The organism is Amycolatopsis sp. NPDC114478 (assembly GCF_055633805.1).
On the sequence record NZ_JBVKDO010000002.1, the window covers coordinates 682939 to 698059 of the forward strand.

Genomic DNA, 15121 nt, shown 5'->3' on the forward strand with positions numbered 1-15121 from the left:
CCACCACCCTACCTTCTAATCGTCAGCTTGACGATTAGACCGCCGTCCGCATATCGTCACCTCGACGATAAGAGGAGGGCTCATGGCCGACATCGACCGCCGCTTCGGGTTCCGGCACCTGCGTGGCGCACCCACCGTGCACATCCGCCACTACCGCCGCGGCAAGCTCGCGCACGACGGCGTCGGGCTGTCGTTCTGGTACCGGCCGCTGACGGCGGTCGTCTCGGAGGTCCCCGTCGACGACCGCGAGCTGCCGCTGCTGTTCCACGCCCGCACGGCCGACTTCCAGGACGTCACCGTGCAGCTCGCGCTGACGTTCCGGATCGAGGACCCGGCCTTGGCCGCGCAGCGCATCGACTTCTCCATCGACCCGGACACCGGCCGCTGGAGAAGCGATCCCCTCGCCCAGATCAGCGGGCTGCTCACCGAGAACGTCCAGCAGTACGCCGTGGAGGTGCTGACCCGCACCGACCTGGCGACCGCCCTGGTCGACGGCGTGAGCGCGGTCCGCGACCGGATCCGCGCCGGGCTCGCCGAGGAGGACACCCGCCTCGCGCAGACCGGCTCGGCCGTCGTCGACGTCCGCGTCGTCGCCATCCGGGCCGAGCCGGAGGTCGAGAAGGCCCTGCAGACGACCGCGCGGGAGAAGGTCCAGCAGGAGGCCGACCGGGCGACCTTCGAGCGGCGCGCGCTGGCCGTCGAACGCGAACGCGCGATCGGGGAAAACGAGCTGCAGAACCAGATCGAGCTGGCCCGGCGCGAGGAGCAGCTGGTGGCCCAGCGCGGCGCCAACGCCCGCCGCCAGGCCGAAGAGGCCGCGGCGGCGAGCCGGATCGAGACCGAGGCGCAGGCCTCGCGCAAGGAACGCCTGACGCTCGTGGAAGCCGAAGGCAAGCGCGCGCTCGGCGAGGCGGAGGCGGCCGGGGAAGCCGCCCGGCTGGCCGCGTACCGCGACCTGCCCGAGGGCGTCCTGACCGGACTGGCACTCAAGGAACTCGCCGGAAACCTGCCGCAGATCGACAGCCTGACGGTCACCCCGGACCTGCTCGCGCCGCTGCTGACGAAGCTGGGCGTGCGGTCGTGAGCCTCGCCTCGCGCGTCGTGCTGGTGCACCGGCGCACCGAGCTGGCCGAGCTGCTCGCCCGGCACGGCACGCGCGGCCAGGCCGAGTTCTTCCTGCGCACGCGCGGGCGGGACCTGGCCGAGGTGACCGAGGCGGACGCCGCCGTGCGCGCGGCGCTCGCCGCGGCGTCGGCGGCGATCCCGCTCGACTGGCGCCGCGGCGAGGTCGAACGGGCGGACCTCGACCGGTTCCTGTTCACCCCGGAGGACGTCGTCGTCGTGGTCGGCCAAGACGGGCTCGTCGCGAACGTCGCCAAGTACCTCGACGGCCAGCCGGTGGTGGGGATCGCGCCGGGCACGCCCGGGGTGCTCGTGCGGCACCCACCGGCCGCGGTCGCGGACCTGGTGCGGGCCACCGGCGACGTCGAGCACCGGACGATGGCCGAGCTCACCGCCGACGACGGGCAGCGGCTGCTCGCGCTCAACGAGATCTACCTGGGGCACGCCGGGCACCAGACGGCCCGCTACCGGCTGGGAGTCGGTGGCGGGCCGGCGGAACGCCAAGCGTCGTCGGGGATCCTCGTCGGGACGGGCACCGGCGCCACCGGCTGGTGCGGCTCGGTGTGGCGCGAACGCGGGAGCGCGCTGCGGTTGCCCGCGCCCGGCGAGGCCCGGCTCGTCTGGTTCGTGCGCGAGGCCTGGCCGTCGCCGACGACCGGGACCACGTGCACCGAAGGGGAGCTGACGCGGGCGCCGCTGACGGTCGAGGTCGAATCCGACCGCCTGGTCGCGTTCGGCGACGGCCTCGAGACGGACAGCGTCGCGCTCACGCGCGGCCAGACGGCGACGTTCGTCCCGGCTGCGAAGACCGTCCGGTTGGTCCGGTGAGCGACCGGGACACAATGCGGCAACGTTGTCACATGGCCGGGCATCGGCCGCCAGAATGACCTCCTCGCCGAAGATCGAAGTGCGAAGGTGGCCGGATGACGTGGCTTGTGTGGGTACTCGGCGCGGTGGTGATCGCCGCCGCCGGGTTCGGGGTCGTCGCCGTGCCCTGGTGGCGCGACCGGGATCTGCGCCGGCGGACCGCCTGGTCGGCCGCGCGCGCCGCGATCGACAGCGCGGCCGTGAGCCGGGACGCGGCCGCCGCTCCCCTGCTCGAAGCCGAGCAGCTGCTGACCCGGGCGGAGATCATCGCGGCCGGCCACGGCGGCGAGCGAGCGGCCCGGTCGGCCGAGGACCACGCGCGCCGCGCCGACGCGCTCTGGCGGGCGGCCGCCCGTGGTTGACCGGATTCGCTGGGCTCTGCTGGCCGTGGCCGTCGCCGTGCTGGTGACGTTCCTCTTGGTGCAGAAGCAGAGCACCGACGTCAGCTACGGCCAGGCGCCCGCGGCCGCGGATCCGATCCCGGAGGGCTCGGCGGGCGAGCTGAGCGGCGCGACCGTCCCCTCGGCCGAGCAGCTCACGGCGATGGTCAAGGCCTCCCCCGTGGTCCGGCTGCCGGGCGCGATCGCGACCTGGGACGACCAGGCCGTGCGGGCCGCGGCCGGCAAGGCGGGGGTCCGTGTGATCGTGGCCCCGCCCGGGCTCCCCAAGGACGCGCGCGACCGGGTGAAGAAGGTCGAGGACGCGACCATCCAGGTGATCGGCACCGAGGTCACCGGCGCGGGGCTGCAGGCCTCGCCCGACCGCGCGTCCGAGTGGATGCACGAGTTCGCCACCGGCGACGTCACGGAGTCGCTGACCACCCTGGCCGCACACCTCAACCACCAGCCGGACGCCCCGGACCAGCCCGCTCTCGCCCGCCGAGACCCGACCGCCGCCGAACTGACTGCCGCCACCACGGCGCTGCGCGGCACCGGCCGGTTCATCGCTCCGGGCGCGACGCTCAAGGACGCACCCGCCACCACCGCCGCGTTCCCCGGCGCGCAGCCGCTGTACGTGGCTCTCCCGCAGCAGCCGGCCGGGCAGCCGCTCGTCCACTTCGGACCGGCGCTGGCGAAGGAGTTCCCCGGCCGGCCCATCGTGGCGATGTACGGCCAGTGGGTGGAATACGACGGCCCGTTCGCCGCCGACTTCTCCGACGTCGCGACGGCCAGCTTCTACGGCCAGTTCGCCGACCGCCTCAGCACCTACGCCTACCCGCAGCGCAACGTCCTGGGCGCGTGGCTCGACCGCGTCACGGCCATCCGCTACGCCGGGCTGTTCGACCGCCCGCTCCCCTACACCCCGTTCGACCCGCTGCGGGTCGCCCTGCCCGTGCTGCCGTGGCTGTTCGCCGCCTGCGCGGTCGGGTTCCTCGTGCTCTCGGCCCGCCGGCTGGTCCGGCCGGACCGTCCCACCGGGGCCGGCGTGCCGACCCGCCTGGCCGGCCTGACCGCGCTCGCCGTCGAGGTCTCGGGGCTCACCGACGGCCCTTCGGCCGCGGCCCTGACCCGCGGGATCACGCAGCTGACGGCGGCCAGGGAGGCGTTCACCGGGAAGCTGCCCGACCACCACGTCCACGGCTTGCTCGACGCGGCCGAGGCGGAGCTCGGCACCACGGCCGATCTGCTGCGCCGCCCGGAGTACCGGCCGGCCGAATACCTGCGCGGGAGGCTCACGTGAAGCGGTTCTTCGGCTCCGCGTTCGGGGTCGCGGTGCTCGGCTGCCTGGTACTGGCGGGCTGGGCCGTGTGGTCGGCGGGGGTCTTCGACTCACCCGTGGCCCGGCAGCTGCGGTCCGCGTCGGTGTACGTCGCGCCCGGGATCACGCTCGACCAGCCGGCCGCGGAACGCGTGATCGGCAACCGGCGGCTGGTCGTGGGCTTCTTCGAACCGGGCGCGGACCTGAGCGACGCGTGCGACAGCCTGGGCAGCGCGGTCGACGGCACCCTCGCCGTGATGCTCAGCCGTGACGGTAACGACTACAAGAAGTACAGCTGTTCCCGGTTGCCCGGCGTGGGCGACGAGAACTTCGGCAAGGCGTTCGTCGCGGAGTCGATGATCGGCACCGGCATCGACGGCTTCGCCGCCCGGCCGGTGGACGCGCTCAAGGTGATGGTCGTCAACTACGACCTGCTGGTGCGGACCGGGGCGATCCCGGACGGCGGCCGGACGGTCAGCCCCTCGCTGCCGCGGTACCTGATCGCCACGGCCGCGGTCGCGGCCGTGCTCCTGGGGTCGTCGGGGCTCTACTTCGCCGCGCGCCGGGCCGGCCGGGTCGCGGTGGCGCGGAAGGAACGCCGCGAGACCGAAGGCGACGAGCGGACCGAGCTGGCGGCGGCCGCGGCCGTGCTGGCCCAGCGGATCATCGACCTGGACCAGCGGTACGCCCGGCAGAAGGGCCGGAGCAAGTTCGCCCAGGGGTACCGGAGTCTCGTGACGGACTACACCAAGCTGCTGCCGGACCTCGGCGAGGACACCCCGCAGCTGCGGGCCCGGGTCGAGAAGCTGCTGACCCGGGCCCGGAAGCTGAGCACTCAGAAGGGATAACGGGACTTCACGATCGACGGCGTGTCGAGGTTGTAGCCCGCGTCCATGCTCTGCGCGAGCCGCAGGTACTGGCCCTCGGCCCACATCAGCGGACCCGCGCTGCCGGTCGGGCGGCCCAGGCCGAAGCAACCGACGTCCGCGCGGTCCCAGACCTGCTCGGGCACGAAGTACCCGTCGTTGGCCGAGTCCGCCATGGACTTCAGGTAGACCGCGGCCGAGCGGCCGTTGGCGAGCTCGTACTGCCCCCGCTCCCCCGACAGCACCGGCCAGAGCCGCCCGAACCGCTGGCTTCCGCCCGCGGGCCAGCCGGTGCAGGCCGACGTGCTCTCGCCGTAGTTGTCGTGCGGGTAGCGGTGGAAGTAGACGTCGCCGTTGGGCAAGGTCACCTGCACCGGCGAGTTGCCGTCGGACGCGGCCGCCGTGGGGGCGACCGAGTTCGCGATCGTCGGGTCGTTCGCCGGGCGGATGCCGAGCCGGACGAGGTCGAGGAACCCGAAGTCGGTGACGTCGTGCTCGTAGAAGCAGCCTTCGTCGAAGCAGATCGTCGCGCCGTCGTTGGGGTTTCCGGAGCGGTCGAGGCGTTCGTAGTAGGTGTGGCCGCCCCAGTAGCCGGACGTCGTGACCGTCCAGCCGGCCAGGGAGTTGCGCCAGGAGTCCGCGGTCGACTCCCACGTCGTCGCGCTCGCGGTGTCGCCGTTGGCGCGCGCGATGGCGCCCGCCGCGATCAGGCCGGCGATCTCGGCGGCCACCGACGACGGCGACTTGCCGTACTGCTCCTCCCACCGCTCGGTGGTGTCCGGGCCGGTCGAGACGATGTGGTTCGCCGTCGTCTTGACCTTGGCGTACGTCGAGGCGTCGGTGAGGCCGGTCAGCCAGGCGAGCAGGATCGCGTCGGCGTCCTGGTCGAGCTGTTCGCAGCAGCCGAGCTGCTGGGCGCTGGCGCCGCTCACCCCGGAAACCGGGCTGTAGCGCGGGAACGACCCCGCCGGGTACGTCGTGCCGTCGCCGGCCGTGGGGCTGCCGATCCACTGGGAACTCCAGAGGAACTGGGCCATGCGCTTGGCCTGCGCGCTGTCGCCGGCGGCAAGGAGGCCGGTTGCCTGCTGGTAGAGGTCACGGCCCCAGACGCGGTGGTAGCCGTCGTTGAGGTGGTCGCCGTTCGTGTAGTCGCCCCACGGGGTCGCCAAGCCCGCGACGCTCGCGCCGGGGTGCTGCTTGTCCTCGGCGGTCTTGAGTGCCATTGCCGCGACGTAGTAGGCGCGGCGGCGTTGCGTGTCGCCGGAGACGCTGGCCGGTGCAGGTTTCAGACCGCCCACGTAGGAGTTCCAGCCGCTGCGGTAGGAGCTCGAGAGGGCGGTGAACCCGGTGCCCAGTGAGCCGCTTGCGTTGGATGTCGCCGCTGCTGTGGTGTCGCCGTAGCCCAGTGCGACCGTGAACGTCGTGTCCGTGCCGACCGGAATCTGTCCACATTGGACTACGTTGCCGGTGCCGGAGATGTTGTCGAACTGGTTGTTCAGGGTTTTGTCGGCGCGTAGGTCGACGAGGCAGTCGCTGGCCGCGCCCGTGTAGCCGTTGTCGTGTGCGGCGAAACCGGTCGAGACGCGCAGGGCTTGGACGACCGTTGTCGCCGTGCCGCCGAACAGTGTCTCGGTTCCGCTGGCTACCAGGCCGGTGCCGTCCCACCAGGCGTTGTCGTTAGCTCCGCCGCCGGCCATCGATGGGTTGGCCAGGAGGTAGAGGCGGTAGGTTCCGCCGTCCAGGGATTGGAAGCGGGTGTTCGTGACCAGGGTGGCTCGGGCCGGGTCCGTTGCGTAGTCCGTCGTTATCCGGTACTTGCCGCTCTTGGCCGTGTTCGTGACCGTGTACTGGAGGGCCTTCTCGTCGGGCATGGTCACGACGTGGTTCGTCGCGTCTCGCTCGAGGTCCACGAACGTGGTGCCGTCGGTGATCACGTACTGCATGTCCTGCATGTTCGGGACGTCGGCTCGGGGGTAGAAGACCTCCGACGTGACTCCGTTCGCGACGGTGAACCAGACTGGGCTTGCCGTTGTGGTCGATGTCCCCAGGGCGGACTTGTTGCCGGTGGCCCAAGAGGCTCCGCCGCCGCAGCAGTCGGTTGCCGTTCCTGCGGCCCCGGCTGGTGCCGGGAGTGCTCCGGTTAGCAGGATTGCTGCTCCTGCGCAGGCCAGGGCGGCTTTCCACCTGATCATTCGGGGCCTCCGACGGCGTTGTCGTGGATATGTTGTGGGCGGCAACATATTGGGCCTCTGGGCGGTGACAAGCAATGTCCGATGGGACTTTATCGATACAGCCCTCGGGTGGGTTTGTGCTCACGGCTTGTTCTTCGCCAACCCCGAAGCCGCGATTGTGACTACGGCCGGCAACACCGCGTCAAGGCGGGAAAGATGCCTTGACCCGGCGCTGCCGGCCGTGTTCTGGCTTCGGATCGGGGTTGCCGTGGGGGGTCTGGGTTGTCGTTGGGTTGTGATTGCTGGGGACCGTCGCTTTATGCGTTGGCTATGCGGTTCAGCCACTCTCGCATCAGCACACGCTCTGCCTCTGTCAGCGCTGTCGCGCCTTCCAGGCCCGCTTGGAGCGCTATCGCTCTCTCGGGCAGCTTTGAGCCTGACGGCTCCTCACTGCCCGTGAGGATCCTCGTCAACACCGTCTCGCGGGCCGTCTCTGACAGCTCTGGGTCGCGTTCTTCCTCTCGGGTCGCGATCAACGACAGCACTACGCCCATTCCTGTTGCGTGTACCAGTCGTGCCGCTCGCTCGACGCTCACCCTCAGCCTGCCTGCTGCCGCCACTCGCTCGACGATGCTTCGCAGCATTGCCTCTGCCTCGCGTGCTGCCGGTGACGTGCGGCCTGGGCGGGCGTCGCCGTACATCAGTACGTAGAACTCTGGGCGGGACAACCCGAACTCGATGTGCAAGTCCCAGCCGCGGCGGAGGTCCTCGACCGCGTCGCCCGTTGTGCCCAACGCCTTCTTGCTCGTCAGGTACTCGTCGAACCCGTATGCCGCCACCGCGTCCAGCAGGCCGTCCTTGTCTCCGAAGAGGCGGTACAACGCCGGGGGCTGGACGCCCGCCGCCGCGCTCACCGCTCGCGTCGACAGACCGTCGCGTCCCTCGGCCGCCAGCAGGGCCGCCGCCGCTTCGAGGATGCGTTCCCGGGTGTCGACCGCCGTCTTCGTTGCCATGGTTACGATGGTAACAAATCGTTAGTAGCGGTCGTTCTTCGTCGAGGGTTCAGGTGGTCCACCGCGATGCGGTGGGCCAGGCGGCGCAGCATCGGTACCGCCTCCGCCATGCAGCGCGCCGGGTCCGGTTCGACGTCCGTCAGTGCGTACGCCGCCGTGATGCCCGCTTTCGCCAGCTCTGCCGGGGACAACTGGCACCGGCCGGACACCGCGATGCACGGGATGCTCTTCGCCGCCGCTGCCCGGGCCACCCCTGCCGGGGCCTTGCCGGACAGCGTCTGGCCGTCCAGGGATCCTTCGCCGGTGATGACCAGGGACGCGCCGGACAGGGCCGCGTCGAACCCGAGCAAGTCCAGCAGCAGCTCGATGCCCGGCCTCATCCGGGCGCCCAGAACCGCCATCGCCGCGAACCCCACTCCCCCGGCCGCTCCCGCGCCCGGACGGGAAGCGAACTCCGGGCCGACGACCGATGCCCAATGTCGCAACGCCGCGTCCAGCGTCTCGACGTCCTCAGGCGACGCTCCTTTCTGTGGCCCGTAGACGAACGCCGCCCCGCTCGGGCCGTAGAGCGGGTTGTCGACATCGCTCGCCAGCTCGATGTCCACTTCGGACAGACCGGATACGTCCAGCGACGCGAGTTCCGAGAGCGCCGCGCCGCCGAAGGGAAGCTCCCGGCCTGCGCCGTCGAGGAGCCGGGCGCCCAGCGCCGTCAGCATGCCCGCGCCGCCGTCGGTGCACGCGCTTCCGCCCACCCCGAGCACGATGTGGCGGCACCCCGCCCGCATCGCCGCCGCGATGACGTCGCCCGTGCCCGCGCTCGTCGCCGTGAGCGGGGCCGAGGCGCCGGGCAGCCGGTGCAGCCCTGACGCCTCGGCCAGTTCCACCACCGCTGTGTCCCCGCGGAGCGCGTAGGACGCCGTCACCAGCGCCCCGATCGGACCTCGTGCCGGGACGCGCACCCGGCGGAAGCCGGCGGCGACGGCGGCATCGACCGTGCCGTCGCCGCCGTCCGCCACCGGAAGCTCCTGCACCTCGACGCCGGGGTGGACGTCGGCGAGGCCCGAAGCCACCGCCGACGCCACCTCGGCCGCGGTCAGCGACCCCTTGAACTTGTCCGGCGCGATGAGAACCTTCACGCGCTCGCCTTGTACGCCCGCCAGTCGCCGACCTCGGTGATGTCCCGCAGGGCGACGTGCGAGGTGTATGGCCGCCGCAGCAGCATCGCGAACGCCGAACTGCCGTCCGCCAGCTCCACCACCCCCAGCTCCAGCTCGTGCGGCTCGGACGGCAGCACCTTGTCCCGCAGGTCGTCCAGCGAGACGTCGTACACCTCGCCGGTCACCTCGGCACCGCCGTGCGACACCGGGTACAGCGCCGGGCACTGGTCGCCGACGGCGTAGAACCGGTACTTCGGCGCGGTCTTCGCCTCGGTCACGAAAGGCGCTCCGGCCAGCAGGTGGTGCAGCGGCTCACCGCGCATGGCGCCGCCGTTGAAGAACATCAAGGCCACGGGGATCTCCTTAGCGGAAGAGGGCTTCGACGCCGTCGACGGCGAAGTACACCGCGAACACCAGCGCCAGGAACGAAAGCAGCCAGCCGGCCTCGCGCCACTTGCCGCGGCCGATCTTGATCAGCACGAACGCGATCAGGCCCGCGCCGACGCCGTTGGTGATCGAGTAGGTGAACGGGATCAGCGCCGCGGTCAGGAAGACCGGGATCGTGTAGTCCGGGTCGTTCCACGGGATGTTGCGGCACTGGGCGACCATCATGCCGCCGATGACGACCAGCGCGGGCGCCGCAGCCTGGGCCGGGACGACCCCGGCGAGCGGGGTGAACAGCAGCGTCCCGGCGAACAGCAGGCCGGTGACGACGCTCGCGAGACCCGTCCGGGCGCCTTCGCCGACGCCCGCGGCGGACTCGAGGAACACCGTGTTCGGCGACGAGCCGGCGACCCCGCCCGCGATCGCGCCCGCGCCGTCGACCAGCAGGATCCGGCCCATCCGCGGGACCTTGCCGTTCTTCGACAGCCCGGCTTCGTCGGAGACGCTCGTGATCGTGCCCATCGCGTCGAAGAACCCGGACAGCACCAGCGTGAACAGGAAGACCGTGGCCGCGAGCGCGCCCGCCGAGGCGAAGCCGCCGAACAGGTCGATGTGGCCGAAGAGCCCGAAGTCCGGTGCGGCGACGACGTGGTCGGGCAGGGCCGGGGTGGTGAGGCCCCAGCCGCCGACGCCGAACGCCTCGTGCAGCACGACCGCGAGCACGGTGGCCACCCCGATGCTGATCAGCACCGCGCCCGGGACCTTGCGGGCCATCAGCACGATCATCAGCAGCAGGCCGAAGCAGAACACGACGATCGGCCAGCCGTGCAGGTGCCCGCTCGCCCCGAGGCGGACCGGGACCGTGGTCTGCGCCGCGTCCGGCATCCGGGTCACGAACCCGGCGCTGACCAGACCGACCAGGGCGATGTAGAGCCCGATCCCGACGGTGATCGCCATCTTGAGCGGCCGCGGGATGGCGTTCATGATCCGCTCGCGGACGCCGCTTACGGCCATCAGCACGATGCACACGCCTTCGAGCACGACCAGCCCGAACGCCTGCGCCCACGTCATCGACGGCGCCATCTGGAAGGCGACGATCCCGTTGATGCCGAGGCCGGCGGCCAGCGCGAGGGGCGCGTTGCCGACGAGTCCCATGAGGACGGTCATCACGGCGGCGGCCAGCGCGGTCGCGGTGGTCACCTGCGCGGCGGAGAGCCGGGCGCCGGTGATGTCGGCGGAAGCGCCGAGGATGAGGGGGTTGAGCAGCACGATGTAGGCCATCGCGACGAACGTCGTGACGCCGCCGCGGACTTCGCGGCCGATCGTGCTCTGCCGCGCGCGCAGCTCGAACAGCTTGTCGAGCAGCGATCGGTGCTGGGGTGGTTCGGGTACTTCGCCGATCTCGCGTTCGGGGATTTCTACCTGGGTCATGCGTCCTGCCCTTGCCGGTGGGTGTGCTCGGCCAGGCCTAGGCACAGCGCCGTGCCTGGGCGAGCGGGACGTTCGATTCGGTTGTGCTCCGGTCAGCTGGCCTTGTGGGTCAGAGGTCGGCGGGTCAGTAGTCGGTGCGGTCGCTCTTGTCGAGCCAAGCCGCGAACGGGGCGAAACCGTCCTTTGCGGACAGTCGGGTGACGGGGACCGTCCACGTTTCGCGCGGACGGTCGAAGAGTTCGTAGAAGGCGCGGTCGTCGAAGCCGGCCTTGGCCGCGTCGTCGCGGTCGGCGGCGAAGAGGACCTTGTCGACGCGCGCCCAGAGGGCCGACGACAGGCACATCGGGCACGGCTCGCAGCTGGAGACGAGTACGCAGCCGTCCAGTTTGAACGTGCCGAGTGCCTGGCAGGCCGTGCGGATCGCGACGACCTCGGCGTGCGCGGTCGGGTCGAGGTTCGCGGTGACGCGGTTGACGCCGGTCGCGACGATCTCGCCGTCCTTGACGATCAGCGCGCCGAACGGGCCGCCGCCGTTCGCGACGTTGGTCTCCGCGATGCGGACGGCTTCGTCGAGCCATTCGGTCTCGACGGAAAGCGACGTGGTCATGGGTCAGACTCCGGTGATGTGCTCGGGGCGGATGGGGACGCGCGGCAGCTCGAGGCCGGTGGCCGCGCGGATGGCGTTGGCGATCGCCGGCGTCGCGGAGATCGTGGGTGGTTCGCCGACGCCGCGGACGCCGTAGGGGGCGTGCGGGTCGGGGCGTTCGAGGACGTCGACGCGCATCGGGGGCATGTCGAGGATGGTCGGGATGAGGTAGTCGGTGAACGACGGGTTCCGCACCTTGCCGTCCTTGACCAGGATTTCCTCCATCACGGCGAGGCCGAGGCCCTGCGCCGAGCCGCCCTGGATCTGGGCGACGACGGCGTCGGGGTTCATCGCCTTGCCGACGTCCTGGGCGCAGTCCAGCTGCACGACCTTGACCAGGCCGAGGTCCAGGTCGACGTCGACGACCGCGCGGTGCGCCGAGAAGCCGTACTGCACGTGGGCGTCGCCCTGGCCGGTCTCCGGGTCAAGCGGGTAGGTCGGCCGGTGGTGGAACTCGCGGGTCTCCTCGATCGCGGTGCCGCCGAGCAGCTCGGCCAGGTCCGCGACGACTTCGCCGTCGGCCGCGACGACCTTCCCGCCGGTCAGGGACATGCCCTCGGCGGGCACCCCGAGCCGGGCGTAGACCGCCTCGGCGACCGCTCGGCAGGCGTTGCGGACCGCGCCGCCGGTGACGTAGGTCTGGCGCGACGCCGAGCTGGAGCCGGCGTCGCCGACGCTCGTGTCGGCCGGGTGCACGCTCACCCGCGTCAGGCCCAGTTCGGTGCGGGCGATCTGCTGCTGCAGGGTGACCAGGCCCTGGCCGACCTCGGCCGCGGCGGTGTGCACCATCGCCACCGCTTCGCCGCCGAGCACCTCCAGGCGGACGCGGGCGGTCGAGTAGTCGTCGAGGCCCTCGGCGTAGGAGATGTTCTTGATCGTGACGCCGTAGCCGATCCCGCGGACGACGCCTTCGCCATGGGTGGTGTTGGACGCGCCGCCGGGCAGCTCGCGGATGTCGCGTTCGCCGGTGGGCTCGGGCGGCAGCGGCAGGTCGCGGACGCGCTGGACCAGCTCGGCCACGGGCGCCGGGAAGTCGACCACCTGGCCGGTGACCACAGTGGACCCCTCGCTCAGCGCGTTGCGGATCCGCAGTTCCGCCGGGTCCATGTCCAAAGCGGACGCGAGCTTGTCCATTTGGGACTCGTAGGCGTACGTCGGCTGGACCGCGCCCAGACCGCGCATCGCGCCGCAGGTCGGGTTGTTCGTGTAGACGCCCCAGCCTTCGATGTGCGCGTTCGGCACGTCGTACGGACCGACGCTGAGCGTGGTGCCGTTGCCGACCACGACCGGGGTCTTCGACGCGTACGCGCCGCCGTCGAAGTACATCTTCGCCCGGACGTAGACGAGCTTCCCGTCGCGGGTGGCGCCGTGCTCGTAGTACATCTTCGCCGGGTGCCGGTGGACGTGCCCGAAGAACGACTCCAAGCGGTTGTAGCTCATCTTCACCGGCCGGCCGGTGCGCAGGGCGAGCATGCACGAGTGGATCTGCATGGACAGGTCCTCGCGGCCGCCGAACGCGCCCCCGACGCCGGACAGCGTCAGCCGCACCTTCTCCAGCGGCAGGCCGAGCGCTTTCGCCGTCTGGCGCTGGTCGACGTGCAGCCACTGGGTGGCCAGGTAGAGGTCGACGCCGCCGTCCTCGGCCGGCACCGCCAGCCCGGACTCCGGGCCGAGGAACGCCTGGTCCTGCATGCCGATCTCGTAGACGCCGGACACGACGACGTCCGCGGTGGCCGCCGGGTCGCCCTTGACGATCCGCTGGTGGCGGACCAGGTTCCCGCCCGGGTGCAGCTTCGGCAGGGTGTCGTCGTGCGCGGCCCGCTCGGGGTCGGTGATCGGCTCGAGGACGTCGTACTCGACGACGATCTCCTTGAGCGCCTGCCGCGCGATCTCCGGATGGTCCGCCGCGAGGATGGCGATCGGCTCGCCCTGGTAGCGGACCAGGTCGGCGGCCAGCGCCGGGGTGTCCTGGTACTTGAGGCCGTAGACGTTCTCGCCGGGCACGTTTTCGTGAGTGAGGACCGCGTGCACGCCCGGCTGGGCGAGCGCGCGGGAGACGTCGAGGCGGACGATCCGGGCGTGCGGGTGCGGGCTGCGCAGCGTGGCGCCCCACAGCATGTCCTCGTGCCACAGGTCCGAGGAGTACGCGAACTCGCCGCGGACCTTGAGCGTGCCGTCCGGGCGCAGCGGGCTCTCGCCGATGCCGCCGGCGATCGTGTCGTGCAGCTCCTGCGGGGAGCGGGCCGGCGCGCTCATCGGACGGCCTTCTTCGCAGCGGCGTCCCGGACGGCGTCGAGGATCTTCTCGTAGCCCGTGCAGCGGCAGAGGTTCCCCGCGAGGGCCTCGCGGATCTCGACGTCGCTGGGGTCCGGGACGCGCTCGATCAGGTCGTGCGCCGCGACCAGCAGGCCGGGCGTGCAGAACCCGCACTGGACGGCGCCGCGCTCGACGAACGACTCCTGCACCGGGTCCAGGGCGTCCCCGTCGGCCAGCCCCTCGACGGTGACGACCTCGCGGCCCTCGGCCTGCCCGGCCGCGACCAGGCACGCACACGCCGGGACGCCGTCGAGGTAGACCGTGCACGACCCGCATTCGCCCTGCTCACAAGCGTTCTTCGAGCCCGGCAGGCCGAGCCGCTCGCGCAGCACGTAGAGCAGGCTTTCGCCTTCCCAGACGTTGTCCGCCCGGCGGTGCTCGCCGTTGACGGTGACGTTCACGCGCACTTCGCGCTCCCTTCGCAGTATTCGCCCCAGGCCCAGGTCAGCGTCCTTCTCGCCATGACCCCCAGGGCATGGCGCCGGTAGGCCGCGCTCCCCCGGACGTCGTCGATCGGCGACGCGGCCCCGGCGACCAGGTCGCCGAAGCGGCGCTTGACCGAGTCGTTCAGCGCCTTCGGGGCGTCCCAGTCCAGCTCGCCGGCCAGGAACTCCTCGGCTTCGATCGCCCGCCGCGGGGTGGGCGCGGCCGAGCCGACGCCCGTGCCGACGCGTCGTTCCTCCGGGTGCAGCGCCAAGCCGAATGCGGCGACGGCGATGACCATGGCGTTGCGGGTGCCGATCTTGCTGAACTGCTGCGGCCCGGTAGCCGGGGCGAGCAGGACGCCGGTGATCAGCTCGTCCGGCTCGAGGACATTGCGCTTGACCCCGACGTAGAAGTCCTTCGCGGCGACGATCCGCGTGCCGCGTACCGACGCGATCTCGACCTCGGCGTCGGCCGCCAGCAACGCCGGGTGGGAATCGCCCGCGGGCGAAGCTGCGCCCAGATTGCCGCCCACGGAACCGCGGTTGCGGATCTGGGGGGACCCGACGGTCCGCGCGGCCATCGCGAGGCCGGGCAGCCGCGTGCCCAGCTCGGCGATGATCCGGGCGTACGGCACGGCCGCGCCGATCCGGATCCGGCCGCCGTCGGTGCCGTGCTCGTGGAGCTCGGCGACGCGGCCGAGGTCGAGCAGGGCGCCGGGGCGGCGGTGGTCGAAGTTGAGCTCGACCATCACGTCCGTGCCGCCGGCGATCGGGACCGCACCGGGGTTCGCGGCACGCGCGGCGAGCGCGTCGGCCAGCGAGGCGGGTCGGAGGAATTCCACTGTGGACGTCCTTTCGGGGGTGCTTCGTGAAGAAGTACACACGCTCGGGTGTGGCCGGGACCACGGCAAAACCCCTGAAAGACGGGTGAATTTACGGTCCTGGTTTGTACTTTCCGACAACCGCCTTCGCGGGCGCGCGGAAAGGCCGCCGCACGAGGTCAGGGTCTCGTGCGGCGGCCGTGG

At 71.6% G+C, this 15121-nt stretch carries 14 protein-coding genes; 5 read left to right on the forward strand and 9 right to left on the reverse strand.

Annotated elements, in window-relative coordinates:
- Nucleotides 1–82: 82 nt before the first annotated feature.
- The 5 genes from ACZ7OH_RS07855 to ACZ7OH_RS07875 all read left to right on the forward strand — a co-directional run bounded on the left by ACZ7OH_RS07855 (nucleotide 83) and on the right by ACZ7OH_RS07875 (nucleotide 4535).
- Nucleotides 83–1084, forward strand: coding sequence for an SPFH domain-containing protein (locus ACZ7OH_RS07855; RefSeq protein ID WP_470280144.1), 1002 nt, complete (start codon nucleotides 83–85; stop codon nucleotides 1082–1084).
- Nucleotides 1081–1950, forward strand: a complete 870-nt coding sequence (locus tag ACZ7OH_RS07860) for an NAD(+)/NADH kinase (protein ID WP_470280145.1) — start codon at nucleotides 1081–1083, stop codon at nucleotides 1948–1950. The genes ACZ7OH_RS07855 and ACZ7OH_RS07860 overlap by 4 nt, the downstream gene beginning before the upstream one ends.
- Before the next feature lie 95 nt (nucleotides 1951–2045).
- On the forward strand, nucleotides 2046–2351 hold the full coding sequence (locus tag ACZ7OH_RS07865; RefSeq protein ID WP_470280146.1) for a DUF6403 family protein: 306 nt from the start codon (nucleotides 2046–2048) through the stop codon (nucleotides 2349–2351).
- Nucleotides 2344–3669, forward strand: coding sequence for a hypothetical protein (locus ACZ7OH_RS07870; RefSeq protein ID WP_470280147.1), 1326 nt, complete (start codon nucleotides 2344–2346; stop codon nucleotides 3667–3669). Before ACZ7OH_RS07865 ends, ACZ7OH_RS07870 begins: the two co-directional genes overlap by 8 nt.
- A complete protein-coding gene (locus tag ACZ7OH_RS07875) occupies nucleotides 3666–4535 on the forward strand; it encodes a hypothetical protein (RefSeq protein WP_470280148.1) in 870 nt (289 codons plus the stop codon). Before ACZ7OH_RS07870 ends, ACZ7OH_RS07875 begins: the two co-directional genes overlap by 4 nt.
- Here ACZ7OH_RS07875 and ACZ7OH_RS07880 read toward each other — a convergent pair.
- From ACZ7OH_RS07880 to ACZ7OH_RS07920, 9 genes are all read right to left on the reverse strand, one after another.
- A complete protein-coding gene (locus ACZ7OH_RS07880; RefSeq protein WP_470280149.1) occupies nucleotides 4523–6745 on the reverse strand; it encodes a glycoside hydrolase family 15 protein in 2223 nt (740 codons plus the stop codon). The two genes, ACZ7OH_RS07875 and ACZ7OH_RS07880, sit on opposite strands and share 13 nt — an antisense overlap.
- 296 nt (nucleotides 6746–7041) lie before the next feature.
- Complete coding sequence (locus tag ACZ7OH_RS07885) at nucleotides 7042–7737, reverse strand: TetR/AcrR family transcriptional regulator (protein WP_470280150.1); 696 nt, start codon at nucleotides 7735–7737, stop codon at nucleotides 7042–7044.
- 2 nt (nucleotides 7738–7739) lie between these two features.
- On the reverse strand, nucleotides 7740–8873 hold the full coding sequence (locus ACZ7OH_RS07890) for a glycerate kinase (RefSeq protein WP_470280151.1): 1134 nt from the start codon (nucleotides 8871–8873) through the stop codon (nucleotides 7740–7742).
- Nucleotides 8870–9247 carry an allophanate hydrolase-related protein gene (locus ACZ7OH_RS07895; RefSeq protein WP_400906778.1) on the reverse strand — a complete coding sequence of 126 codons (378 nt, stop codon included), beginning with the start codon at nucleotides 9245–9247 and terminating at the stop codon, nucleotides 8870–8872. The genes ACZ7OH_RS07890 and ACZ7OH_RS07895 overlap by 4 nt, the downstream gene beginning before the upstream one ends.
- A 10-nt stretch (nucleotides 9248–9257) precedes the next feature.
- A complete protein-coding gene (locus tag ACZ7OH_RS07900) occupies nucleotides 9258–10709 on the reverse strand; it encodes an NCS2 family permease (RefSeq protein WP_470280152.1) in 1452 nt (483 codons plus the stop codon).
- Between the two features lie 124 nt (nucleotides 10710–10833).
- Nucleotides 10834–11316: a nucleoside deaminase gene (locus ACZ7OH_RS07905; protein WP_470280153.1), complete on the reverse strand. Its 483-nt coding sequence runs from the start codon at nucleotides 11314–11316 to the stop codon at nucleotides 10834–10836.
- A 3-nt stretch (nucleotides 11317–11319) separates the two neighbouring features.
- Nucleotides 11320–13611 carry a xanthine dehydrogenase subunit D gene (gene pucD, locus ACZ7OH_RS07910; RefSeq protein WP_470280154.1) on the reverse strand — a complete coding sequence of 764 codons (2292 nt, stop codon included), beginning with the start codon at nucleotides 13609–13611 and terminating at the stop codon, nucleotides 11320–11322.
- Nucleotides 13608–14078, reverse strand: a complete 471-nt coding sequence (locus ACZ7OH_RS07915; protein ID WP_470280155.1) for a (2Fe-2S)-binding protein — start codon at nucleotides 14076–14078, stop codon at nucleotides 13608–13610. Before ACZ7OH_RS07915 ends, pucD begins: the two co-directional genes overlap by 4 nt.
- A complete protein-coding gene (locus ACZ7OH_RS07920) occupies nucleotides 14069–14938 on the reverse strand; it encodes an FAD binding domain-containing protein (protein WP_470280156.1) in 870 nt (289 codons plus the stop codon). The genes ACZ7OH_RS07915 and ACZ7OH_RS07920 overlap by 10 nt, the downstream gene beginning before the upstream one ends.
- Nucleotides 14939–15121 lie beyond the last annotated feature (183 nt).